General features: G+C 40.6%; 20 protein-coding genes, 3 tRNA genes and 1 rRNA gene. 16 read left to right on the forward strand and 8 right to left on the reverse strand.

From position 1 onward, the window contains the following. Positions 1 to 96 precede the first annotated feature (96 nt). Positions 97 to 211: ribosomal RNA gene (gene rrf, locus PISS_RS00625) — 5S ribosomal RNA — on the forward strand. A 318-nt stretch (positions 212 to 529) separates the two neighbouring features. On the opposite strand, the gene PISS_RS00630 is transcribed toward rrf, so the two are convergent. The 4 genes from PISS_RS00630 to uvrD are packed head-to-tail and all read right to left on the reverse strand — an operon-like array spanning position 530 to position 6,770. Further along, the gene (locus PISS_RS00630) at positions 530 to 1,387 is read right to left on the reverse strand and encodes a chemotaxis protein (RefSeq protein ID WP_058153989.1); all 858 of its coding nucleotides are present in this window, start codon (positions 1,385 to 1,387) and stop codon (positions 530 to 532) included. Positions 1,388 to 1,443: 56 nt separating this feature from the next. Then, positions 1,444 to 2,568, reverse strand: a complete 1,125-nt coding sequence (locus tag PISS_RS00635; protein WP_016899588.1) for an ABC transporter substrate-binding protein — start codon at positions 2,566 to 2,568, stop codon at positions 1,444 to 1,446. Further along, positions 2,537 to 4,627 carry a GNAT family N-acetyltransferase gene (locus PISS_RS00640; RefSeq protein ID WP_058153990.1) on the reverse strand — a complete coding sequence of 697 codons (2,091 nt, stop codon included), beginning with the start codon at positions 4,625 to 4,627 and terminating at the stop codon, positions 2,537 to 2,539. Before PISS_RS00640 ends, PISS_RS00635 begins: the two co-directional genes overlap by 32 nt. Further along, complete coding sequence (gene uvrD, locus PISS_RS00645; RefSeq protein ID WP_058153991.1) at positions 4,605 to 6,770, reverse strand: DNA helicase II; 2,166 nt, start codon at positions 6,768 to 6,770, stop codon at positions 4,605 to 4,607. Before uvrD ends, PISS_RS00640 begins: the two co-directional genes overlap by 23 nt. Positions 6,771 to 7,085: 315 nt before the next feature. Between uvrD and PISS_RS00650 the strand changes: the two genes are divergently transcribed. The 3 genes from PISS_RS00650 to PISS_RS00660 all read left to right on the forward strand — a co-directional run bounded on the left by PISS_RS00650 (position 7,086) and on the right by PISS_RS00660 (position 8,470). Further along, positions 7,086 to 7,310 carry a hypothetical protein gene (locus PISS_RS00650; protein ID WP_013463755.1) on the forward strand — a complete coding sequence of 75 codons (225 nt, stop codon included), beginning with the start codon at positions 7,086 to 7,088 and terminating at the stop codon, positions 7,308 to 7,310. A 112-nt stretch (positions 7,311 to 7,422) separates the two neighbouring features. Beyond that, positions 7,423 to 7,791: a YacL family protein gene (locus tag PISS_RS00655; protein WP_058153993.1), complete on the forward strand. Its 369-nt coding sequence runs from the start codon at positions 7,423 to 7,425 to the stop codon at positions 7,789 to 7,791. A 52-nt stretch (positions 7,792 to 7,843) separates the two neighbouring features. Continuing rightward, on the forward strand, positions 7,844 to 8,470 hold the full coding sequence (locus PISS_RS00660) for a dUTP diphosphatase (protein ID WP_024601290.1): 627 nt from the start codon (positions 7,844 to 7,846) through the stop codon (positions 8,468 to 8,470). Positions 8,471 to 8,737: 267 nt separating this feature from the next. On the opposite strand, the gene yrfG is transcribed toward PISS_RS00660, so the two are convergent. Next, complete coding sequence (gene yrfG, locus PISS_RS00665; RefSeq protein WP_058153995.1) at positions 8,738 to 9,385, reverse strand: GMP/IMP nucleotidase; 648 nt, start codon at positions 9,383 to 9,385, stop codon at positions 8,738 to 8,740. 286 nt (positions 9,386 to 9,671) lie between these two features. Here yrfG and nudE point away from each other — a divergent pair, with 286 nt between their 5' ends. The 7 genes from nudE (at position 9,672) to PISS_RS00700 (ending at position 14,148) form a co-directional block, all read left to right on the forward strand. Continuing rightward, on the forward strand, positions 9,672 to 10,244 hold the full coding sequence (gene nudE, locus PISS_RS00670) for an ADP compounds hydrolase NudE (protein WP_024601288.1): 573 nt from the start codon (positions 9,672 to 9,674) through the stop codon (positions 10,242 to 10,244). Next, positions 10,237 to 11,034, forward strand: a complete 798-nt coding sequence (cysQ, locus tag PISS_RS00675) for a 3'(2'),5'-bisphosphate nucleotidase CysQ (RefSeq protein WP_013463760.1) — start codon at positions 10,237 to 10,239, stop codon at positions 11,032 to 11,034. Before nudE ends, cysQ begins: the two co-directional genes overlap by 8 nt. Positions 11,035 to 11,175: 141 nt before the next feature. Next, positions 11,176 to 11,252: transfer RNA gene (locus tag PISS_RS00680), tRNA-Met, on the forward strand. An 82-nt stretch (positions 11,253 to 11,334) separates the two neighbouring features. Continuing rightward, positions 11,335 to 11,411 (forward strand) — tRNA-Met (locus PISS_RS00685). A 60-nt stretch (positions 11,412 to 11,471) separates the two neighbouring features. After that, positions 11,472 to 11,548 (forward strand) — tRNA-Met (locus tag PISS_RS00690). Between the two features lie 439 nt (positions 11,549 to 11,987). Then, positions 11,988 to 12,602 (forward strand): trimeric intracellular cation channel family protein, encoded by a 615-nt coding sequence (locus PISS_RS00695; protein WP_024601286.1) that lies wholly within the window; start codon positions 11,988 to 11,990, stop codon positions 12,600 to 12,602. Positions 12,603 to 12,636: 34 nt separating this feature from the next. Beyond that, positions 12,637 to 14,148 carry a YifB family Mg chelatase-like AAA ATPase gene (locus PISS_RS00700; RefSeq protein WP_013463762.1) on the forward strand — a complete coding sequence of 504 codons (1,512 nt, stop codon included), beginning with the start codon at positions 12,637 to 12,639 and terminating at the stop codon, positions 14,146 to 14,148. On the opposite strand, the gene PISS_RS00705 is transcribed toward PISS_RS00700, so the two are convergent. Continuing rightward, positions 14,145 to 14,849, reverse strand: coding sequence for a response regulator transcription factor (locus PISS_RS00705; protein WP_013463763.1), 705 nt, complete (start codon positions 14,847 to 14,849; stop codon positions 14,145 to 14,147). The genes PISS_RS00700 and PISS_RS00705 overlap by 4 nt on opposite strands. A gap of 165 nt (positions 14,850 to 15,014) precedes the next feature. Then, positions 15,015 to 17,507, reverse strand: a complete 2,493-nt coding sequence (locus tag PISS_RS00710; RefSeq protein WP_013463764.1) for an alpha/beta hydrolase family protein — start codon at positions 17,505 to 17,507, stop codon at positions 15,015 to 15,017. Between the two features lie 84 nt (positions 17,508 to 17,591). Between PISS_RS00710 and PISS_RS00715 the strand changes: the two genes are divergently transcribed. Beyond that, positions 17,592 to 18,659, forward strand: a complete 1,068-nt coding sequence (locus PISS_RS00715) for a CNNM domain-containing protein (protein ID WP_013463765.1) — start codon at positions 17,592 to 17,594, stop codon at positions 18,657 to 18,659. Here the strand turns inward: PISS_RS00715 and PISS_RS00720 are convergent. Next, positions 18,656 to 19,873 (reverse strand): EAL domain-containing response regulator, encoded by a 1,218-nt coding sequence (locus PISS_RS00720; RefSeq protein ID WP_013463766.1) that lies wholly within the window; start codon positions 19,871 to 19,873, stop codon positions 18,656 to 18,658. The two genes, PISS_RS00715 and PISS_RS00720, sit on opposite strands and share 4 nt — an antisense overlap. A gap of 356 nt (positions 19,874 to 20,229) precedes the next feature. Here PISS_RS00720 and PISS_RS00725 point away from each other — a divergent pair, with 356 nt between their 5' ends. From PISS_RS00725 to PISS_RS00740, 4 genes are all read left to right on the forward strand, one after another. Beyond that, positions 20,230 to 21,246 (forward strand): metalloprotease, encoded by a 1,017-nt coding sequence (locus PISS_RS00725; protein ID WP_013463767.1) that lies wholly within the window; start codon positions 20,230 to 20,232, stop codon positions 21,244 to 21,246. A gap of 158 nt (positions 21,247 to 21,404) precedes the next feature. Then, positions 21,405 to 22,646 (forward strand): beta-barrel domain-containing protein, encoded by a 1,242-nt coding sequence (locus tag PISS_RS00730; RefSeq protein WP_016900067.1) that lies wholly within the window; start codon positions 21,405 to 21,407, stop codon positions 22,644 to 22,646. 194 nt (positions 22,647 to 22,840) lie between these two features. Continuing rightward, entirely contained in the window at positions 22,841 to 23,038 is a 198-nt protein-coding gene (locus PISS_RS00735; RefSeq protein ID WP_013463768.1) for a hypothetical protein, read from the forward strand. Then, positions 23,038 to 23,244, forward strand: a complete 207-nt coding sequence (locus PISS_RS00740; RefSeq protein ID WP_013463769.1) for a hypothetical protein — start codon at positions 23,038 to 23,040, stop codon at positions 23,242 to 23,244. The genes PISS_RS00735 and PISS_RS00740 overlap by 1 nt, the downstream gene beginning before the upstream one ends. The last annotated feature ends 239 nt before the right edge of the window (positions 23,245 to 23,483 follow it).

Here is a 23,483-nt window from a genome sequence, read left to right on the forward strand (position 1 = left end):
AAGTTAATATAACTAAAGTAGATTACTTGATTACTCTTTATTATCAGCATTCCAAATTTTAGTAAGCTTGATTAAATCGAACTTACACCAAATTTGCTTGGTGACAATAGCGTTTTGGACCCACCTGACCCCATGCCGAACTCAGCAGTGAAACGAAACAGCGCCGATGATAGTGTAGCATTTGCTATGTGAAAGTAGGACATTACCAGGCTCCAAATAAGAGAAACCCGTTACAGCGATGTGACGGGTTTTTTTACGTCTGTAGGAAAGTGAAAATGCAGGTTCGAGGTGAAAGGTATTAGGTTAAAGGAAGAGAGTTGATCAGAGCTGACACCACGATATTCTACTGCGTTGTTGCTACGAAGTAGCGCACCATGGCTCCAAATTTAGAAAGCCCGACTCACTGAGTCGGGCTTTTTTAAACGTTCCAAAATTAGATGAAAGGCCTGAGGTTAAAGAAAAATATTCATAGCCAAAAACACACTAACTGCACTGTTGTTCGTTAGTATTGTTTATACAAATAATTAGCTTAGAACAGTCCATAGGCTTCAGTCTCTTGCTCTTGTGCGTTGCTAGAGGTTTGAAGCTCTTTGGGTTTAAATATAGCGCTTGGATCAATAAGTACGCTGTGTTTGTCGGCTAGCTTAATTAATCCATGCATCATATTTCTTGTTTGTGGATCAATATCAAAGCCTATTTCAGTCAACTTATCGAGAGGTTTTATATCTTCTTGTTTATATTCAATATTATCTTCTACTTTATCAACTAATAAGCCAACATGCGGGGTCATTCCATCTTTTGTTGTAAAAACAATAATCGGTTTATAGTCTAAGGTTATTTGCTCTTTGGCTGATTCAAATAAGCGCTCTAATTGGATCAGCTCATGGCGCTTTACAATTTCAAGCTGTATGAGTACTTGTTTACTATTTTTTTGTTTATGTACTTTAATAGCGTCTTCTACTTTTTGTAAAAGTGATTTAAACGGCTCATTAAAGCGTGACATCGTACTTTTTAATTCGTCGTTATCGGTTTTAAATTCCATATAAAATTGTTCAAAGTCAGCAAGCTCATATTGACTCGTATTTAACGAATTTTGCGAACTTAGTAACGCTTGCTCTAATTGATTAAACCAAGCAATGAGTTGTTTTTGCCAAGATTTAAGTTGCTTTAACGCATCACGGTTACTGTGCTCGGTAGATACGCCATTTAAAATTATTCCTAAGTCAAATACTGGGGTTGGGATCCCCATATAATCTTTAACGCCTAGGAAGCTCTTGTTATCGTTAGGCAGCACCGTGAGGTTATTATGAAATTGTTCCGTTAATAAGATATCAAGAATCTTAAGTGAAATGGTTTTATAACCCACTTTAAAATTAATTAAGTCCATGGCTTCCTCACATACTAAGTTTGTATACTAAGGATAGAACAATATTTGCAAGGTATTTATTTATTCACATAATAAGAGCGATAAACATTACGTTTATTGTTGTTTTCAGTATTTATGAATAACTTTTGGATAAGTGTATCGGTTACTAATAAAGAATTAAGCTCATTCATCAGGCAGGATTGCTGAAGGGGGAATTGACAGTTTTTCGCTGCTTTGCTAAATGCCATAGCGTTAATATAACCCTCAAAATGAAGACGACTCGGTTTTTTAATGTTGCTCGCTTGCATATCGGCTAAAAACTCAGTACAAAAATTATCGTTACAATTTAGTGGGTTTGGAACAATCTCAGTTACCATAATATGTGAGGGTGAGTTTACTTCATCAAATAAGTCAAAGCTGGGTACAAACGAAACGCTAGTATATTCAGGATTAAACCCTTGCTTTTGTGCGCTATTAATAAACTCAGAGAGTGGTTCATAAGTGCCGACTAAACAGATTGCCGTAACTCCGCTTAATTTTAAGGTATTAAGTGCCGACTCTACATCTTGGCTATTGCGTTTGTAGCGAGCAACTATTACCGGTGTAAGGTTATATTTAGCGAGTGCTTCTCTTAGTCCTGATTCTACATATAAGCCAAATTCGTCAGCCTGTATAAACAGCCCTATTTTAGTATGTTTATGCTCTTCAACGAGGTATTTGATTTGTTCTTGTGCTTCGTCGTTATAGCTTGCTCTTAAGTTAAATGCTTTAACTGACGGTTTTTCACGAAGAAAGCTCGCCCCGCTAAAAGGCATTAAGAACGGAATTTTTGATTGTTCTAGTAAAGGTATAATTGCATGGCTGGTTGGGGTACCCATGGCACCAAACAGGGCATCAACTTTATTTGTGTAAATAAACTCACGAGTATTATTAACGGTTTGTTTGGGTTCATAGTGATCGTCAGCAACTAAAAGTAGCACCTTAGCGCCATTAATGCCGCCAGCGTTATTAACTTTGTCAAAATAAACGCTGCTACCTTTATGTAACTGTTGGCCAATATTTTTAGCAGGGCCAGTCAGTGCAGTAGACATGCCCAGCTTAATTACTTTGTTGTTGGTTTGCTCGGCATGCGCGAAAGTTTGCCCAAGCACTAATGCTATAAGGACAATGTTAAGGTTTGCTATTATGCGAAATGCGCTCATACCAATTATTTACAGCCTTTTTAAATAATGTATTAAATGACTTTGTGCCATTCAAACCTAACTGACTTTGGATATTTTTCGGTGTCCAATTTTGTAATACTAGCCTAATAAAAACATATTGGAAATTATCGTCATCGGTTGGCAAGCTATACGGCAATGCCCAAAAACGTCGCCAGAGTAATGGTTTTATATTAAAAAGCTGGTAGTCACTTGTTAACATAGACTTTAATCTTGATTGCTCAGTGATACTGCTGGTATGAGTATTAAAATGAGAGACAATTTTCGCGACCAGTTGATAATCAAGCTGACTATAGTGATCGAGTAGTTGCAAAGGGAAATCGGCTTCAAACTGTGCTACTAATTGCTCTACTAGTTGGTCACTTTTAGTTAAGCTTTTAACAACTAATGCACTGTGCTCGCCCGTTGCCTTATCTTTTTGAAAACCGAGTTTAACTAAATCAAAGCCATTACTTTGCCAAAAACTGAGTAATTGCGCATTGCCACCAAAGCTGGCACCAAACCAATGACACTCGCTCTGCAATTGTTGTTCACAGTATTTAAGTAACTGTGTGCCTATTTTTTTGTTGTGATGCTGTGGATCAATGGCAATACGCACCACGCGGGCGCAGTGTTGTTTTAAAACATCAGCATTAAAACTCAATTGTGCTAACGTTTGTGCCATTAAGTGACCTTGAGGCCTGCGCTTTCCTTGTGCTATTTCATTGCTCATGGCGGCATTAAACCCACCTTCAATCGCAATTAAACAGACACCGAGAATATTATCACCTTGTTGGCAAACAAATACATGTTGTTTAGTGGCGTCTAGTAAGTGGCGTAAATCATTCACACTGGTCTGATAATGTGCCAGCGTTAGCAACCCAATCACTTGATAAAGTAGTGACTCGTTACTAGCAAGTTGATGTGCCTGTAACTGCTTAAATTGCAAAGGGGTAGAGTGTAAGGTGAGGCTGTGATGTTCAGCATCTAAGGCTAATAACGTGCGAATGTGCTGCTCTAATGGGTCCTGCTTTGCAAAGCGAATAGGCTGCTCAAGAGTCATACTGCGCATATTTTTAAAATGCGTTTTAATGTAGCGAGTAAACTTTAGAATATAGCCGCGACCATTGCCTTCATAGCCAACCATGGTGCTTGAAAATACCACGCGAGGATAAAGGTGGAGTAGTTTTATGAGCATTGGAACAGGGATTGCTGCCGCTTCATCAATTAATAGCAAGTCACACTCAGGCTGTTCGTTAAGTAGTTGATCAGATGCAATATATTGCATGTTTGCAATGCATTTATTGCCTGCTTGATACTCTAAATTAAGTGCGTTTGCTAAATGTTTAAAGCTGCTGTGCAATGCGCGAAATTGCATAGAGCTGATGAGGATTTTTTTATCGCTGAGCTCGCTTGCGGCAATCCCTAATGCCGCTGATTTCCCCCGTCCCCGATCAGCATTAATCAATAATGGTCTATTTGCCCGTCCGTGCGCGGTTTTTTTTATTAATTCAACACATTGTTGTTGCTCGGTAAAATCTATAGTACCTGCTGATGCATCAATGTCGGCAAGAGTAACCCAGCCATCTTGTTGATTAAAATGTAATAAAGAGGCGCTGCTCAGTAAGTGCTTTAAACGTTGATTAAAAAAGCTGTATTGATGCGCTTGTCCAAATGATTGAAATAATGGCAGCGCAGGATCGCACCAATGTTCAAGTGATTCGAGCGCTGGAAGTAATACAATTAAAAAGCCACCCGCTTGAACTACGCCCGCTAAGGCTGCTAGTTTATCTGGCACCAGTCCACTGTAGCCATCATAAACAGCATGGGCGCACTCTTGCCCTAAAATTTGATGGGTATGCTCTGGCCAATGTGCATTAACTAAATTTGTGTTTTTAGAAAGAACAAAAGAGGGTTGCTGTAATTGAGCAAGCAGCTGAGTGCATTGCTCATAACACCAATTTTTATCGCCTGTAAGCAACAGTAACTGACGATGTTTAGCATTCGTTAGCTGCTGTTGCAGATGCTCTATAACGCGGTTAAACGGCTTGTAGTCTTGCATAAGCTGTTACTAACCACTTACTACCTAAGTCGTCAAAGTTAACTTGTACTCGCGATTGTGCGCCACTGCCTTCGTAATTAAGCACCGTACCAATGCCAAATTTTGCATGTAGCACCCGTTGACCTAAATTAAACCCGCTTTCTTCAAAGGCGGCATGGCTAACCGATGCACTAAAGCGACCAACTGCTGGCGGGCGAGAAACCTGGGTTTTAATGCGAATTTCTTCTACGCAGTCTTCGGGTATTTCACGTAAAAAACGCGATGGGCTGTGGTATTTTTCTTGACCATATAAACGGCGGCTTTCTGCGTGGCTTATATACAGTTTATCCATAGCACGGGTCATACCTACATAACAAAGGCGGCGTTCTTCTTCTAAACGGCCCGTTTCTTCATTACTTTGTTGTGATGGGAACATGCCCTCTTCAACACCGACCATAAATACCAGCGGAAACTCTAAGCCTTTAGCTGAGTGAAGAGTCATCATTTGTACCGCATCTTCATGTTCATCAGCTTGCCCTTCACCTGATTCAAGCGAGGTGTAGGCTAAAAAGCCTTGTAGTGGTGAACTAAATTCTTCCTCTTCAGGGAGTTCATATTGATCGCAGGCGCTAATTAATTCTTCTAAGTTTTCAACCCGAGCACGGCCTTTTTCACCTTTTTCAGCCTGATACATTGCCATTAACCCTGAGGTTTGAATGGCATATTTAGCCTGCTCGTGCAGCGTTAAGTCACTAATTTTATCTTCAATATGTTCAATTAACTCAACAAACTTGGCAACAGCTCCAGAAGCGCGACCCGATAAATGCTGTTGCTCTACAATGGCTTTAGCAGCATACCAAAGCGGCAAAGATTCAGCGCGAGCGCAGTCACGTATATGGCTTAATGTTTTATCACCAATGCCGCGGGCGGGCGTATTAATTACACGCTCAAATGCGGCATCATCTTGGCGGTTACCCACTAAGCGTAAGTATGAAAGAGCATCTTTAATTTCTTGGCGTTCGAAGAATCGCATACCGCCATAAATTCGGTATTTTAAACCTTCTTGTAGCATTGCTTCTTCAAGTACCCGCGATTGCGCATTACTACGATATAAAATAGCCGCATCTTGAAGTGCATTACCCGCATTAAGCCAGCTACGTAATTTGCTACTCACAAAGCGCGCTTCATCTAGCTCATTAAAAGCAGCATAAATAGAAATAGGTTCACCGTCATTACCATCAGTCCATAAACTTTTACCCATTCGCTCGGAGTTATTTTGAATTAACGCGTTTGAGGCTTTAAGAATAGTGGCAGTCGAGCGATAGTTTTGCTCAAGGCGAATCGTCTCTGCATCAAAATCGGTTAAAAAGCGTTTAATGTTTTCTATTTTTGCGCCGCGCCAACCATAAATACTTTGGTCATCATCGCCTACAATCATGATGCTGCTGGTATCGCCCGCAAGTAGTTTTAACCACGCATACTGAATAGTATTGGTATCTTGAAACTCGTCTACAAGCATGTGCGCAAAGCGCTGCTGATAATGACGCAGCAAGGTTGGGTTATTTTTAAGAACCTCATAGCTACGTAGTAAGATTTCAGCAAAATCAACTAGGCCCGCTCTATCACAAGCTTCTTGATAGGCTGCGTAAACACGCAGCATCATTTGCTCGTTAATATCGTATGCCTGAATATCTTTAGGGCGCAGAGCTTCATCTTTTTTAGCGCTTATGTACCAACCAAACTGCTTTGCCGGCCATTTTTTATCATCAATATTCATCGATTTTAATAAGCGCTTGATCATACGAAGCTGATCGTCAGAGTCTAAAATTTGAAAGGCTTCTGGTAAGTTTGCTTCACGGTGATGTGCACGCAAAATTCGGTGCGATAAACCATGGAAAGTACCAATCCACATGCCGCCTACAGGGGCTTTTAATGTTTCTTCAACCCGTGAGCGCATTTCTTTAGCGGCTTTATTAGTAAAGGTTACCGCAAAAATACTATAGGCAGAGGCTTGCTCTACTTGCATTAACCAGGCAATACGATGAACCAATACTCGAGTTTTACCTGAACCTGCTCCTGCTAATACCAGCATGTTTTGTAATGGCGCTGCAACGGCATCGCGTTGTTTATCATTTAAGCCATCGAGTAATTCTGAAACGTCCATCGTTACGCCTTTTTAATCAATAATGAGAGCAGTATAACAGGTGTTTTTGTTAGGCTAAATAAAATACTGTTTTTATAAACAGCTATTTATAAAATACGTATTTAAGTTGTTGAATAATTAACAGTATAAACTGAGCAAGTAACTAAAATAGCTATTTAAAATTGCTAATTTGACTTATTTTTGGCAAAAAATACTAAACTGATAAATTCGTAATAATTTAACTGTATGATTTGTAAGCCTTAATAAATTGGCATAAAGTGTGTAAGTATAAATAATAAGTACAAATACAAAATTAATTAAACTACAGAGGTTAGTATGTCTCAACAAGGTTCTGGCGGTAACGTAATCGCAGCATTATGTAATATTTTTTTCCCCGGTTTAGGGCAGTTGGTGCAGGGCCGTATTTTAGCGGCACTTGTTTTTGCAATTCTGGTTTTTGGCGGTTATGCGCTATGGTTTTTAGTTGTTCCAGCCGTAATCGGTGCCGTGTTCCATTTATGGGCAATTATTGATGCTGCACGCTATCGCTCAGGCGGTTAGCTAAATTGATGATGCTAAATAGCGCCTTATGGCGCTATTTTTGTATCTGGCTTTCATTATTCATAGCTGATTAGGTTATAATCTGTTGCATTAGCAGTACTGGAATAAAGTTATGGAATACCAATTCATTCGCGATCCTATTAGTGGGTTAAGAATTAAAATTTGCAGCGAGCACGCGATTATAGGTCGCTGGTTAAATGAAGAAATAGGCAAAGACAAAGTCGCGATGGTGCAGGCACTTATTAGCTCGGTGAGTTCAAGCTTTGAGCCGGTAACACTTAAAGGCCAAGAAATTGATCTAATTCTGTCTAAAGATGAAGCGTTATTTGAAGCGCATGCGCTGCATCAAGATAACGAAGATATATTAGCCTACCAAGATGATGAACTCATGCTTGAAGAGAATGATTTAAGCAGTGGTTGTGGTTTTGAAGACTTTGTTGACCTGATCAACTCATGGCATGAGTTTTCGGCTGGTCGTTAAGTTATATTATCTGTATTATTACCCTAATTATAAATCCAACAGTGGAACCAATATGTCTGCGAATTTAAACAAACTAGTTGTTATGCTAGAAATGCAAAATGCCATGAATACCAAAGTACATGAGCAATGGTTTAGTCAAGGCTTTGAATGGTATAGAGCTATTTGGGTTGAATGTGCAGAAATGCTGGATCATTACGGTTGGAAATGGTGGAAAAAACAAACGCCAGATACTGAACAAGTAATTTTAGAGCTGGTTGATATTTTTCATTTTGGTTTATCGCTACGTATCGACGGTGAGACCAGCTACGAGCAAATAGCAACACAGCTACAAACTCAAATGAGCGCCCCACAGCAAGGTGATGATTTTAAACAAACGCTTGAATTATTAGCAGCCAGTGCGGTTGCCAATAAAACCTTTAACGCGGCTGCTTTTGCCGGTTGTATGGCACAAATCGGTATGGATATTGATGATTTATATCGTGGCTATGTGGGTAAAAATACGCTGAACTTCTTCCGTCAGGATCATGGTTACAAAGAGGGTAGCTACATTAAAGTGTGGCATGGCAAAGAAGATAACGAACACTTAGTTGAAGTAGTTAAAAGCCTTGATACTGAGCATGTAGATTTTGCAAAACAGGTATATCAAGGCCTAGTAGCGCGTTACCCTCAGGGCGAATAAGCCAGGGTCTGTTGACCTTTGCGGATTACAATTTGTTCAAATTAGGGGCGGTTTAATCGCGACGCGAGGTTTGTAACCTAGTGGGCTAAGTAAAAACCGAGCAACAAAGAGTAAATCGCCCCTAGGCAGAACCCTTCGGGCAGCGCCTGTTTGGCATTGATGCTGCGTTATCGCCTATTTATGGGGAATAACCACACCACATAGGCTCTGCCTTGCCTAAATACCAAACAGACTGCTGCAAATTTAACCTTGAAAGATCAACAGACCCTAAATAAGCTTACGGTAATCGGTGACACTTAAGTAGTCGGTTATATCGTTATGTGGTTGCTGGCTATTTGGGTTAGCAACCGCAAGTAAATGCTCAATGCCGTATTCTCGTGCGGCATTTAATACCGGTAAGCTGTCATCTACAAATAATGTGTGGCGTTTATCAAACCCTAAATCCCCTTGAACCTTATGCCACAAACTTTGTTGCTCTTTACTTACCCCATATTCATGCGTTGACACCACTCCGTCTAAATAATTATCAATAGCGGTATGTTCAAATTTAAGCATTACGCATTCTGGATGAGCATTGGTAAGTAAAATGAGCTCTTTACCTGCACGTCGAAGTTCAGTTAAAAAATGCGGAACGTCTTCACGAATTTTGATTAAGTGAGCAGACTGGCGCTTTAGTTCGAGAATAGGTAAGTTTAGCTGTGCTTCCCAATAGTCAGAGCAGTACCACTGAATTTTGCCACTCACAGCCTGATAGCGTTTTAAGATATCTGCGCGGGCTTCCTCAAAACTGATATTTTGAGCCAGAGCATGTTGTTGTGGAACAACATTGAGCCAAAAGTCAGTGTCGTAATGTAAATCAAGTAAAGTCCCGTCCATGTCGAGTAATACAGTATCGATTTTTGACCAATTGAGCATGATATATCCTTGTGGAAATTGAGGCGTTAAATGACTACGTTGCGATGAAATGCTTGCAAGCGAAATATAATGGGCTCTGTTAATTGAACTTTAAAAACATATACCCAATGATGAAATATTAAGGGCGAATTCAATAACGCCAGATAAATATTTAACCTTAACTACGGGTAAGATATTTTATGATTAATTCTGCATTTAAATTGCTTTTAATTCAAACTGAAACTCGCATCTTATACTCATTTGGGTATATGATTAGTATAACTGCAATGATAGCAAATTGATGCCCATGACACAGAAAAAGCACCCAACACCACCACAAATTCTCAGTAATAATGTTGTCGCTAAAAGTCGCTTATTTACTGTGGAGTCTTTAGAACTAAAATTTTCAAATGACGAAGAGCGTCAGTATGAACGAATTCGCGGCGGTGGCCGTGGAGCCGTTATGATTGTACCCATCACAGCTGAAAACGAACTACTACTCGTTCGAGAGTATTGCGCCGGCACCAATGACTATCAGTTAGGTTTCCCTAAAGGATTAATTGACCCCGGTGAAACACCTGAGCAAGCGGCAAACCGAGAGCTCAAAGAAGAAATTGGCTTTGGTGCAGAATACTTTGAAGCACTTAAAACGGTCACTATGGCGCCTAGTTATTTCAATGCCACTATGCATATTCTCTTTGCTAAAGATTTATACCCTGAAACCCTATTAGGTGATGAGCCAGAGCCATTAGTGCTTGTTAAATGGCCACTTGCGCAGTGGCAGTCGCTATTAGAACAACCTGACTTTACTGAAGCACGTAGTGTTGCCGCTCTGCTATTATTAGATAAGTACTTAGCCTCAGGAGCGACTAATGGATAAATTACTTGAACCATGCATAACACTTGCCCAAAGTGCAGGTGATGCAATTATGGCTATTTATAAAAAAGATGATATTGGTCAACAAGAAAAATCAGACAATACGCCAGTTACTAAAGCAGATTTAGCCGCAAACGATGTACTTGTTGCTGGCTTAAAAGCGCTAGCTCCCGATATTCCTATTATGTCAGAAGAGACGCCGATCCCAGCATTGGAAGACAGGCAGCACTGGCAACGCTATTGGCTGCTTGATCCGATGGATGGCACCGGTGAATTTATATTAGAAAGCGGCGACTTTGCCGTTAATATTGCGCTGATAGAAAATAATCATCCTGTATTGGGAGTGATTCATTGGCCAGCAAAAGACGTGACCTATTTTGCTACCGCTAATAATGGGGCGTTTAAGCGTAAAGGCGAGCATGATAAACAAATATTTGTAGCGCCTCCCGAAAGTTTAACTTTGGCTGTAAGTCGCCGCCAAAAAATAGAAGCCGTGAGTCAGTATTTAAATGCGCAATTTGCAACGGTGGCTTTAGGCTCATGTTCGCTTAAAGCTTGTATTGTTGCTGAAGGTAAAGCTGACTGCTTTTTAAGAATTGGTCCCACTGGTGAATGGGACACTGGCGCATCACAAGTAATAGTTGAAGAGGCGGGGGGGTGTATTACCGATGCTGAGTTTAACCCTCTGACCTATAACCAAAGGGAAAGCACAGAAAACCCAGACTTTATTGTTATGGGTCATCCCGATTGGGAGTGGCAAAAAATGATAAACCCACATCAGCGATTAGTGTAATAACCGCCGTTTGATGGGTTTTTGTTCACTTAAACGTTTTTAATTAGTAAAACCTTGCATTATAGGTTTATTCCTATATTATAGCGCTCTCTTCGAAACAGGCTTGTGAATAACACGATACTGTTACAAAGAAATTACAGGCGCGGGATGGAGCAGCCTGGTAGCTCGTCGGGCTCATAACCCGAAGGTCGTCGGTTCAAATCCGGCTCCCGCAACCAATTTCCTCTAGAGGTTTGAGGTTACTGTAAACTCTAACTTAAGAGATTAAATTAAGTAGTCGATAGACTTAAAATATACAGGCGCGGGATGGAGCAGCCTGGTAGCTCGTCGGGCTCATAACCCGAAGGTCGTCGGTTCAAATCCGGCTCCCGCAACCAATTTTTCATTGGAAGCCAAGTTGTAATGTAAGCAACTATAAATAAATCTGCAATTTCAGGCGCGGGATGGAGCAGTCTGGTAGCTCGTCGGGCTCATAACCCGAAGGTCGTTGGTTCAAATCCGGCTCCCGCAACCACTGAAATAACATGTTTTATTAAATCGACACTCTACAAGAGTGTTTTTTTATGTCTGAAATTCAGTGCGTCTAAAAGCTCGTCGGTTCAAATCCGGCTCCCGCAACCACTGAAATAAACAGTTATAGTAAAGCAACACGCCTAAAGCGTGTTTTTTTATGCCTAAAATTCAGTGAAATGGGTAGCTCGTCGGTCTCAGTTCTTCATTAGCCAGCAAAGGTCGTTGGTTCAAATCCGGCTCCCGCAACCACTGAAATAACATGTTTTATTAAATCGACACGCCTAAAGCGTGTTTTTTTATGCCTAAAATTCATATTCCCTCACGCTATTTTTAACACGTATACCTGCTGTTCTTTTCTAATTCTACTTTTTGAAAGTGTTATTACTGAATATTTAGTATGCTATGCGTTAAACTCTTTAAAACTTTTTGTAATCAAAATTATGACTGAACTCTATCACTGGTTTGATTTAATTGGCGTAGCGGTATTTGCTATATCGGGCACCTTGGTTGCCTATGAAAAGAAAATGGATGGCTTTGGTGTGGTTGTGCTTGCAACCGTTACGGCTATTGGCGGCGGTACTGTTCGCGATGTGATACTCGATCAACCCGTGTTTTGGTTACACGATCAAAGCTACTTCTATGCTATTTTAGCCGCAGTGCTTGTTACAACACGACTGATCAATAAACAAAAATCGATTCCTTATTATGTTTTACAAACAGCCGATGCATTTGGTTTAGCCTTTTTTGCGGTAATGGGAGCACAAAAAGCGCAATTGGCCGGTATGCCTGATATGACGGTTATTATTATGGCGGTGATCACCCCCTGTTTTGGTGGATTGATTCGCGATGTGCTTGCTCGCGATATTCCTATGCTCCTCAAAGGTGAGCTCTATGCTATTACCTGTATTGCTGGTGGTATTGTGTATACCTTAGCTATAAACCTATCTTTAACGGTGGAAGTGGCGATGATCTTGAGTATGTTAATGACCTTATTGCTGCGCTTTTCGGCCATTAAATGGAAGATTATATTACATGTTTTTAAATATCCTGACTAAACTGGTTTAATACAGCAGTTAACTAGGATAAGGAATGTCGTTAGCCCGTATATTTTCTCGCGCACAAGTAGGAATTAATGCCCCCGAGGTTATGGTTGAAGTGCATTTAGGGAATGGTTTACCTGCATTTCATATTGTCGGCTTACCCGAAGCATCGGTTAAAGAGGCCAAGGATAGAGTACGCAGCGCCCTTGAAAACTCTCAATTTGGATTTCCCGATCAACGTATCACCGTTAATTTAGCACCTGCCGATTTACCAAAAGACGGCGGGCGGTTTGACCTTGCGATTGCGGTAGGCATTTTGGTCGCATCGGGGCAAATAGTCTGCCCTGATATTCATAAGTATGAGTTTTATGGTGAGCTTGCACTTAATGGTGAAATACGTGCAGTGAATGCTATTTTACCCTCAGTGCTCGGTGCTAAAGAGCAAAACCGTTGTTGCTTTCTTCCTCTTGAAAACGATAGTTTGGCCAGCCTTGTCAGCGGTGTAAAACGAAAAGCGGTAAGCTCTATACAAGAGGTGTGGGGAGACTTACTCAACCAACAACCTTTACCATTGAATATTGCCTACCCTGACTGTACCCAAGCGCCAGACTTTTTACTCGATTTAAGTGATGTAAAAGGCCAACCCGGTGCTAAACGAGTACTAGAAATTGCTGCCGCAGGTGGACATAACCTACTATTTTTAGGGCCACCAGGAACCGGCAAATCAATGCTTGCGCAACGAATGTCTACAATAATGCCAACCATGTCAGATGATGAAGCCATTGATACTGCCGCTTTGTATTCCATTATTGGCCACTCAATCGATTTAACCAACTGGCGTCAGCGACCATTTCGAAATCCTCATCACACTTGCTCTGCAGTTGCGCTGGTAGGCGGTTCGTCTAACCCTAAACCCGGTGAAATATCGTTAGCGCACAATGGCGTATTATTTTTAGATGAGCTGCCTGAATTTGAGCGCAAAGTACTGGACTCGTTACGAGAACCAATGGAAACCGGAACCGTGACGATTTCGCGCGCGGCAAGACAAATGGAATTTCCGGCACAGTTTCAGCTTATTGCAGCACTTAATCCCAGCCCGACAGGGTGCCATCATGATAAACGGGCGACCCCTGATCAAGTGATGCGTTATTTATCGCGGGTATCAGGACCGTTTATCGATAGAATTGATTTGCAAATTGAGCTCCCTAGACTAAGCAGTGTGGAGCTACAAAGTACGACTGCAGAAGAAACCAGTGCTGAAGTGAGAGCGCGAGTAGAAGCGGCTTATGCAATACAATTAAAACGCCAAGGTAAAGTGAATGCGCGGCTAAATAACAAAGAAATGAGCTTATACTGCGAGTTACCCGCTGCGGAGCTACAGTTTTTAGCTAGAGCAAGTGAAAAGCTGGCGTTATCGCCGCGCTCTTATCATAGAGTGATAAAAGTAGCGCGTACCATTAGTGATTTAAAGGGCGCGCCACAAATTAGTTTAAATGAGCTTAAAGAAGCGCTTAATTATCGGGCGTTTGAGCGTTTATTATCGCAGTTAACCCAATACTAAATAGATAGCATATAGCCTTTACCACGCACGGTGACGATGCGTTTTTGATCTTTCTCATCGTTCAGCTTTTTACGTAAACGACCCACTAACACGTCTACGGTACGATCGTTGGGGCTCCAATCAGGCTGGCCAATTTCTTCTGATATTTTTTCACGTGAAGTGGCTTTACCGGCATTGCCGATTAAACAAATAAGCACTTTATGCTCTGCTTCGGTGAGCCGTGATTCAATCCCACTGGCTGTAATGAGTGTGCGGTTATCTGGATGGAGTTTAAAATCAGCGTATTCGATAAACTCTTCACTGTCATCGTCGTGTTGATTGTTTGCAATACGTTTGTATAAAGCGCGCATTCTCAACTCAAGCTCGAGTAAATCGACAGGCTTGCAAATATAGTCATCGGCACCTTGAGCAAGACCAGCAATACGATCAGCTTGTGAGTCACGGCTCGATAACAAAATAACACCAATATCGGTGAGCGTATTTAACTCTTTGGCAAGTTGTAAACCATTGCGCTTTGGCAGCACAATATCAATAATTGCCAAGGAAATAGCACTGCGCTGATTTACACGGCTTTTGACCATGCTTAAAGCATCGGCACCCGTTGCGTCAACATCAATAGAGAACTCGGTATTTATAAAATGATTTTGGATGCGCTTTACTAGCAGCTCGTCATCTTCAACCAATAAAACATTAATTGCCATAGTCTGTTATTTTTTTAATAGTAGCCTTGCATGTTAGCATTATTCGTTACATGCATAACACAGAGTTTAATTTTTTTCGGTAACTTTATATTACAAAAAAGAATAATGAAATTACCTTTGTATTGCGCACTTTTTATAAATTATTTTAAGTGCGCATTTAAATGACTACTGGCCGTACATTGAATCCCACCATTGTGGTTCATTTTTTAACTTTTTATCAAAGTAAGCCAACATAGTGTTCCACCAATTAAAGCGCTTATCGCGAGCAAATATTTGATGATCGGCTCCTTTGTACTCAATCATTTCAACATCTTTATTTAGCAGTTTTAGCGCGGTGTACATAGTTAAGCTTTCACCTACTGGCACATTCGTATCGCTGTCACCATGAATAAGCAGTAATGGCGTGGTCACTTTATCGGCATGAAACACTGGGCTATGTTGGCTATAAAGTTCAGAGTTATTCCACGGGAAACTATTTTTAGAGGCTTCGCCTGAGTATAAATATCCCCACCATCCTTCACCCCAGTAAGAAGTTAAGTTTGAAATTCCCGCATGAGCAATAGACGCGCTGAACATATCGGTTTTAGTAGCAAGCAGCATCGTCATAAACCCACCGTAAGATGCCCCTAAATTACCGACTTTACTTCTGTCTACAAAATCATATTTAGCTAAAAATGCCTCTGTGCCTTGCATAATGTCATCGGCGGTATAATCGCCCCACGCATTGACATGTTGCGCTGAAAAAGTTTGTCCAAAGCCCGTTGCACCAGTTGGCTGTACCACATAAACCACATAGCCGTTTGCTGCCCATAAATTAAAAGGGTAACGCCCTGTAAATCCACGAGTCACAGGTGAGGTGCCACCATAGTAATAGACCAGAGCAGGGTGCTTTTTAGTTTTATCAATATTACTTGGCAAGTAAACACGACCAGATATTTCTACGCCACGCTTATTGGTAAAGTTAAATTCTTCAAGCTTAGGAATCGTGGTATTGGCATATGCAATCGGGTTTGAATCCCAGATTAACTCCACCTTATTTTTGCTTACGTCAAAGCGCTTGAGTTGTTGGGCGCTTGAAGCATTACTGCCAGAGAGCAGTAGCTGGGTATTGCGAGTATTTGAAAAACTAAACTGTTCTACAATATCAAACCCTGTATCTAACTTTTTAAAGCGTTGTTTACTCAGATCATATAAATACAGTGGTTGGGTGTCTTTTTCTGTCACTTTGATTAACGCATCGCCATTGCTTAGTACTTCCAATGTGCCAATCGCAGGGTCAAATTGTTTACTTAACGCCGTTACTTTTTTAGCGTTATCGGTTAGTAAATACAGCTGGCCATCATAATTATTCGCCAGCATAGTTTGCGGTAGTACTCTGCCTGCGCTATTTTTAAAATCAGGGCCTGCAACAACATAAATATTGTTTGCGGTATATTTCGCTTGATTAAAGGTTTTAAACTTACCTAACGATTTTATGCTGTTGGATTTTAATGTAAGTTCAACCAGCTCAGTCTTTGGATGGGTTGAGGCTTGCATGGCCATTACTGGACGACTTATTAATAGTTTTCCACGGTTGCTATTAGCATCTTCAAGTTGATGGCTTAATACGCCTTCGGTCAGGGCTTTGGTTAAACCACTGTGGGTATCGAGTAAATATAATTGGCTAACCGTACGGGCGTAAGACCAACGGTCTTGCAAGCCTTTATGATGTTTAGTGAGGCTATTGGTTTTTTCAGGTGATTTGGACCAGCTAAAAAGAATACTATTATCGTTGTAATAGCTAAAGTTGCTTGCCCCCTCAAGGCCTGAGGCTAAGGTTTTTATAGCGAAAGTTTTACGGTTTAACTGCTTTAATTCGCCGTTGAGTAAATAGACTAAAAATTGATTATCAGGACTCCAAGTGAATTGGCTAGGCTGCGCTTCTTCAAATCGGTATACCGTTTGGTTATTAGTATTTTTAAGCTCGGTTGTGGTAATGGCGTCGTTGCCTGTTTTATCGCTGTAACGCTTTGTTGTACTTAAGTAATGCTTAGCATCAGGTGACAAAGACAAGCCGCTAATAGTTGGGGCGTCAAACAATTGCTTAGCCGATAAGCGCTTGGTCTTATTTGTCGTTAGGGTCACGGCGTCAGTTTCTGCTTTTGGCACAAACTCTAAGGTGACATCATTCCAATTAGCAACCTGTTGAGCAATGACAATAACGGTGTGTGAGCCGTTATTTAAAGCAAGCTGATAGCGTTGGTTTTCACCACTTTGTTTCTCACCGTTAATAAAAACCTGGCCTTGCTCTATTCCTTTAATGTTTAAGGAGCCTTGAGTAAATCGGTTAGTTTCAATATTAAATTTAAGTGCTTGTAAACCGCCTAAAGTAAGCGCGTTAATTTTATCAAGTGGTTGCCACTTGTGCTTTTTACCAAACACAACAAAGCTTTCTTTGTTTGATTCAAGTTGTGCAAGCAGATTATTGATAATCACGTCGCCATGCGGTGTTTGAAATGGCTTTGCTTGCATGTCTTCTGCAAGAGGCCCGATAAACTGAATTTTTGATTGATCGAGTGGGGCAGCTAATGCCGTTAAACTCAAACTACTTAATGTGAGTAGGGCTGCCAAGTGAGTAAAACGTTTTGCGTAACGATGCCAAGGTGCGCTTAAATTCATTGCTATGCCTATTATTATTGGAGATTTGGCCAAATATAGCATGTATTGTTATGATGCTCATATATCCAATTTAGAGGAAAAAAAGTGACACTATTAATCGTTTACATGGTTACAGCGATTGTGATTTCGTTTCTATGTTCTGTCATGGAAGCGGTGCTATTGAGCATTTCACCTAGTTATGTTGCGCTGCTTCGTAAAGAGCGGCCAGTACTGGCTAAGCAACTAGAGAAGCTAAAAAGTAATATCGATCAGCCATTAGCGGCTATTTTAACACTTAATACTGTTGCACATACTGCCGGTGCTGCGGGCGTGGGTGCACAGGCTGCCGTGGTGTTTTCAGATGCGGCTGTGGGGATTGCGTCTGCAATTATGACTTTATTGGTACTGGTGTTATCTGAAATTATTCCTAAAACGCTGGGGGCTAATTATTGGCGTGCTTTAACGCCTAGTGTGACTTATGGTTTACGTATTTTGGTACTAGTCCTTAAGCCTTTTGTTTGGGCAGCACAAAAGCTAACTAATTTGATGGGTCAAAAGCATAATGAGGCCTATTATATTCGCCAAGAAATAGAAGCAATGGCCGACATTGGTAGTGAGTCTGGGGCGCTTCATGCTGATGAATCAGAAATCATTCGTAATTTGCTGCACTTTAGGCATGCAAAACTAACCGATTTAATGACACCGCGTACGGTCATTTTTAAAATCCATAAAGATCTTACCGTTAATCATTACTTGAGTGAACACGGTTCGTCGTCATTCTCTCGAGTGCTAATTTATGACAAAGACGCTGACGATATCATAGGCTTTGTACATAAAAACGATATTATGTTGGCATATCATCGGTTAGGCACAGATTACAAAATTAGTAAGTTAGTTAAACCTATCTATACGGTACCGAGCACCCAAAATGTATCGTCGCTATTACAAACATTGCTCACCCAACGTACCCACATTTGCTTAGTGATTGACGAATACGGTGATGTGCAAGGAATTGTAACGCTTGAGGATATGATAGAAGCGTTAATGGGCTTAGAAATTGTGGATGAGCGAGATCAATCAACCAATATGCGCGCCGTAGCAAAGCAGCGTTGGCACCAGCGTTTAGCTGATAGTGAGCATATCGTCAGCGCCGACGATAATGAATCTCGTTAGCTGTTTTTTGTTTTAGCAGCTGTTTTTATCCAGTGTTGGGCCCACGAGATAAATTCAGCTTTTGCTTTTGGGCAACTAAATAAAAAGCCCTGTATAGCTAAATTTGTTTGATAATGCTTGAGGTAGGCCAGCTCTTCGGGGCGCTCAACCCCTTCGGCCACTAATTCAAGCTGCTCTTGGGTTGTCATATTAATCAGTGAGCTGACTACCACTTGAGAAAACTTATCGGTTTCTATGTGGCTAATAAAAGAGCGATCTATTTTTACTTCTGTAAATGGCAGCTGTTTCAGTTGGTTAATATTAGTAAAACCAGTGCCAAAGTCATCGAGTGAAATCCCAAAGCCGAATATTCTTAATCTATTTAAGGTTTCGAGTTGTGTGTAGCTTGAAAGGGCATGCTGCTCGGTTATTTCAAGCACCACATCACTGGGTAAAACATCATGTTTTTGTAGAAGCTGTAATAACTTATTGGGGCTGTTTAAATCATCTAACTGACACGGCGATAAGTTAAATGACAATTTCAAATTTGTACCTAGCTGCTCTTTTAGCTGCTTGATGTCACCACAGGCTTTTTCAAATAGCGTAAACGTAATGTCATTGATTAAATCGCATTGCTCAGCCAGGCTGATAAAACGGCTTGGTAAAATAACTCGTTCGTCTTTACTTGATACAATGCGAGCCAGCACTTCAACACTTTGTATTTGATTGGTGTTTATATTTATTTTAGGTTGATAGTAAGGTGTTATTTCATTATTTTTTAATGCGTTAATTAGTTTTTCTTTAGTGATTGGGCGCTCTTTTACAAGTGTGTGGCTGTTTAACTGAGCGATTTTGGTAAGTAACGTATTTACCTGATTGAGTTGCACAGGCTTAGATAGGTTGCCAATTAAATGCACATTGTGCTGTTTAGCGAGGTCAGCGGCTAGGCTGATTATTTTAGGGTCCATTTCAGAAATAATAACAATTGCACCGCAATAGCCTATTTCACCTAAGTTACGGATCAGCTCCATGCCATCCATTTCTGGCATATTTAGATCGGTAAATATGGCATCAAAATAGTTTATATCAGCTTTTACTTTTTCAAGTGCTTTAACTGGGTTTAAGCAGGTGGTTGTGGTTTGCGACATTTCGAGTTCATTAAAAATAGCTTTCATGACAATCAAAATGGCTTTTGAGTCATCGACAACGAGTATGTTTGGTAATTTTGTGCGCATTGTTGTCCTTAACTTAACAGTCGTAATTTATATCCTTCTGTTTTAAAAATAGTCGCTTGAATTGTTTTTGTCAGTATTTATTGCTGTTTTAAATTTTAAATATCAGCAAAATCCAATCGACAAATTATTCTATCTCACTCGTGTTTTTTAGGTGGGTAGGTATACTAGCGCCATAATTTATAATGGTTATAATACCAAGCCGCAATAATACTTAATCATTTTGAGGGGCAAGTCAGACGCGAGCTGCGTTAAAAAATTCTCCTTAAGAGCAACTAAATAACGAAGTTTTTGCCTTGCTATCGACAGGATTTTTCTGCCTCAAAATAGCACCCCTAATTAAGCGAACTGATATAACAATGATAAAAATCGATCTGAATCTAGCCGAACAACCGTTTACGCTTATGCTAGATAAGCAACAAATTGTAAAAATATTTCATGATCAGCAAGCGATTGCATTTGAAAATCCACGTGAAAACTATGTTGAGTTTATGCTTGATGAGCAGCTAATTGGTATTGATAGCAGTGACGTTAACCAACAGAGTATTGCGCTATTTGTAGATAATCAGTTTGCCACTCAGCTGGCTTTACCTGTGGCGGCGCAAGGCGAATCTAAAAAAGGCTTTTTGGGACTTGCGGCGCTAGGCTTTAAGTTATTTAAAAGTGCTAAGGTGGTTAAAGTGGCGCTAGCGAGCGCATCGGTGGCCGGTTATGCTTGGCTGTTTACCATTGAATTTGCGTTAATGCTGATTGCTTGCCTAGTGGTACATGAATATGGCCATGTGCGAGCTATGAAGTATTTTGGGATAAAAACCAAAGGCATTTATTTAATTCCTTTTGTAGGCGGGTTAGCCGTTAGCGACGATAAAATAACTACGCGCTGGCAAGATGTGGTGATCTCACTAATGGGCCCTGCCTTTGGTTTGTTTACCTCAGTGCTAGGCGTGGTGCTTTTTTACGCCACAGAAATGGAAATATTTGCAGGCGTTGCGGTACTTAGTGCACTGCTTAACTTATTCAATTTACTGCCTATTTTACCACTTGATGGCGGACATGTTTTAAAGAGTATTAGCTTTTCAATGCGATCGTGGGTGGGGCTGAGTGTATGTTTATTGGGAGTGTTATTTGGCTTATGGCTAAGTTACACCTTTGGTTTAATGTTATTAGTGTTCTTTTTGTTTGTTGGGGCGCTGGAAATTGTGTTTGAATGGCGCGGCCGTCATTATTCGCATTTATTGCCATTAGATAAATATGGCCAAGGCTTTTCAGCGGTCATGTATGCGCTGGTGGTTGCAGGTCATGTAGCAGTGATGATGCATTTTGCTGACTCTGACAATCCAATACTGAGTTTGCCAATGAAAATTTTATCGAGCTAACGACAAAAAACAGCATGGAAAGTTTAAAAAATGTGCACTGTGCTGTTTTTTTTGTTCGGTTGTTGCTGTTTTTAAAGGTTTTTGTATGTTTGTTGTTGTTTTTTTGTAACTGAAGATGTAGTGTTCCGATATCAGGGTTGTTCAGGGATTGTTCAGGGATGTTATTTAGAAAGGAAGCTATCGCTCAGCAAAGTGAGCGTTTAACGGGGGCGATTACCCTCATACAACCTCTATCAATAAAATTAACTGTGCTTATTTTGGCCTGTGTGGCTGTCACAGTTATTACCTTTTTATTCACTGCAGAATACTCACGCAAAGAAACCGTGCGCGGTTTTTTAATGCCTAATAAAGGGGTTATCCAAAGCTTTGCTAATCAAGGTGGTATGATTGAGCAGCTATTTGTACAAGAGGGTGATGCCGTTAATAAAGGTCAGCCGTTGGCGACCATTATTGTGCAGCAAAATAACAGCCAAGGCATAGCCTTGAGTACCCAGCTAGTTGAACAGCTAAGTATGCAAATACAACTACTTAATGACGAAATTACACAAAACCACACCCTACAAAAGCAAGAGTCACTTAACTTGCAGGCACAAAAACGTGCACTAACTAATGAGCAAGCTGCATTACAAAGCCAACTTAAACTTACTGATGAAAAACTAGCGCTACTTAACCGCCAACAAAGTAACCTTAACCAGCTTAATAAAAATGGCTTTTTATCAAATATTGAGCGTGAGCAACAACAGCAAGCCCTGTTGGATGCTAAGCAAGAAAAACAAAACCTAGCACGCTTGCTGATGCAGCAAGAAAACCAGTTAAGCCAACTAAGCTTTAATATTGCCAACGTGCCCCAGCAATACACGTTGCGTATAAATAGTCTTAAACGCCAACAAGCGGATGTTCAAAACCAACTTACGCAAATTAAAAGTAACTATCAATACACCGTCACCGCAAGTAATAGCGGTACAGTCACGGGTATTCAAGTGGTGGAAGGTGAAACACTCACCCAAGCCAAACCGCTACTGCATATTATTCCCGAAGGTTCAGAATTAGTGGCTGAATTACTATTACCTACACGTTCAGCAGGTTTTATTGCGCTTGGTAACGATACGCGTTTGCGATTTGATGCCTTTCCTTATCAACGCTTTGGTTTTATTAACAGCAAAATTAGCCGGATTGATAAGGCGCTCATTACCCCAAACGAAATACGCTTGCCTATCGCACTGCAAGAGCCAGTATACCGCTTGCGAGCAACACTTAGCCAGCAACAAATGCAGGCTTATGGTAAAGCATTTGAGCTAAAAAGCGGCATGTTGTTTGAGGCAGATATTATGCTAGAGCAGCGCACATTAATTGAATGGTTACTCGAGCCGCTGTATAGCCTAAAAGGACGAGTAAGTTAATTGTAGCAATAAAGGAAAATTTAAAAGTTTTGGTGGTTTGCTAAATGCAAACAACCGAAAAAGACGGCCAGCTTTAGTTAACTTTAGCGAGCAGCTAAAGCCAGCCTATTAACCGCTCACCTAATTGTAAGGTTGAGCATATTAACAACCCGATGACTTAACTAAAAAGCATCGGATTTATGGAGTATAACAAAATGCGTGAATTAAACGTAAAAGAAATTCAAGAAGTAAATGGTGGAGGAAGATCTCTAGGTGCAACAGGTTTGATTGGTGGAGCTGGAGCTTGGGGGGCCGCTTTTGTTACGACTAGCGCATTAGCTGGTGCTATGTTTATGACCGGCGGGTTGGTTCTAGTTGCAGCTGGTGCTGCATATTATGCGAGTCAGAAATAATGAAAGAATTAAACGAATTAGAATGTAAAGTCGTTACAGGTGGGGCATTAAATGCAGATAATACGATTGGCTTAGGGCTTGGTATTGTTGGCGTTGCGGGCTCGATCGCTGGCGCCGCGGCAGGAGCATTTTTCTTTCCTGTAATCGCTGCTGCTGCAGGTGGTTGGTATATTGGCTCTTCACTTTATTCAATGGCGACAGAGTAAGTAATTAAGGTCCAATCTTTGGTTGGGCCTTAAATCAATAAGGGGTAGGAATGAAATCAATTGCATTAATAACATTTGTTTTGAGTGTGTTCTTCATTTTCATTAAAAATTCAAGTGATAACTATCTGATATTTATATTTACTTGTATATTCTTAGCATTAGAAAAGCAGATTGAAAAGAATAAAAGTATTAGTACTATTGTTTTTATTATCTTATGTGTGTTTTTAGCTAATTTAATG

Origin of the sequence: Pseudoalteromonas issachenkonii (assembly GCF_002310795.1) — a bacterium.
Lineage (GTDB): Bacteria > Pseudomonadota > Gammaproteobacteria > Enterobacterales > Alteromonadaceae > Pseudoalteromonas > Pseudoalteromonas tetraodonis.

Bases quoted from the DNA above. Each gene is read 5' to 3' on its own strand.
- PISS_RS00630 (WP_058153989.1), bottom strand. From the start codon at position 1,387: ATGGACTTAATTAATTTTAAAGTGGGTTATAAAACCATTTCACTTAAG.
- PISS_RS00635 (WP_016899588.1), bottom strand. From the start codon at position 2,568: ATGAGCGCATTTCGCATAATAGCAAACCTTAACATTGTCCTTATAGCA.
- PISS_RS00640 (WP_058153990.1), bottom strand. From the start codon at position 4,627: ATGCAAGACTACAAGCCGTTTAACCGCGTTATAGAGCATCTGCAACAG.
- uvrD (WP_058153991.1), bottom strand. From the start codon at position 6,770: ATGGACGTTTCAGAATTACTCGATGGCTTAAATGATAAACAACGCGAT.
- PISS_RS00650 (WP_013463755.1), top strand. From the start codon at position 7,086: ATGTCTCAACAAGGTTCTGGCGGTAACGTAATCGCAGCATTATGTAAT.
- PISS_RS00655 (WP_058153993.1), top strand. From the start codon at position 7,423: ATGGAATACCAATTCATTCGCGATCCTATTAGTGGGTTAAGAATTAAA.
- PISS_RS00660 (WP_024601290.1), top strand. From the start codon at position 7,844: ATGTCTGCGAATTTAAACAAACTAGTTGTTATGCTAGAAATGCAAAAT.
- yrfG (WP_058153995.1), bottom strand. From the start codon at position 9,385: ATGCTCAATTGGTCAAAAATCGATACTGTATTACTCGACATGGACGGG.
- nudE (WP_024601288.1), top strand. From the start codon at position 9,672: ATGACACAGAAAAAGCACCCAACACCACCACAAATTCTCAGTAATAAT.
- cysQ (WP_013463760.1), top strand. From the start codon at position 10,237: ATGGATAAATTACTTGAACCATGCATAACACTTGCCCAAAGTGCAGGT.
- PISS_RS00695 (WP_024601286.1), top strand. From the start codon at position 11,988: ATGACTGAACTCTATCACTGGTTTGATTTAATTGGCGTAGCGGTATTT.
- PISS_RS00700 (WP_013463762.1), top strand. From the start codon at position 12,637: ATGTCGTTAGCCCGTATATTTTCTCGCGCACAAGTAGGAATTAATGCC.
- PISS_RS00705 (WP_013463763.1), bottom strand. From the start codon at position 14,849: ATGGCAATTAATGTTTTATTGGTTGAAGATGACGAGCTGCTAGTAAAG.
- PISS_RS00710 (WP_013463764.1), bottom strand. From the start codon at position 17,507: ATGAATTTAAGCGCACCTTGGCATCGTTACGCAAAACGTTTTACTCAC.
- PISS_RS00720 (WP_013463766.1), bottom strand. From the start codon at position 19,873: ATGCGCACAAAATTACCAAACATACTCGTTGTCGATGACTCAAAAGCC.
- PISS_RS00725 (WP_013463767.1), top strand. From the start codon at position 20,230: ATGATAAAAATCGATCTGAATCTAGCCGAACAACCGTTTACGCTTATG.
- PISS_RS00730 (WP_016900067.1), top strand. From the start codon at position 21,405: ATGTTATTTAGAAAGGAAGCTATCGCTCAGCAAAGTGAGCGTTTAACG.
- PISS_RS00735 (WP_013463768.1), top strand. From the start codon at position 22,841: ATGCGTGAATTAAACGTAAAAGAAATTCAAGAAGTAAATGGTGGAGGA.
- PISS_RS00740 (WP_013463769.1), top strand. From the start codon at position 23,038: ATGAAAGAATTAAACGAATTAGAATGTAAAGTCGTTACAGGTGGGGCA.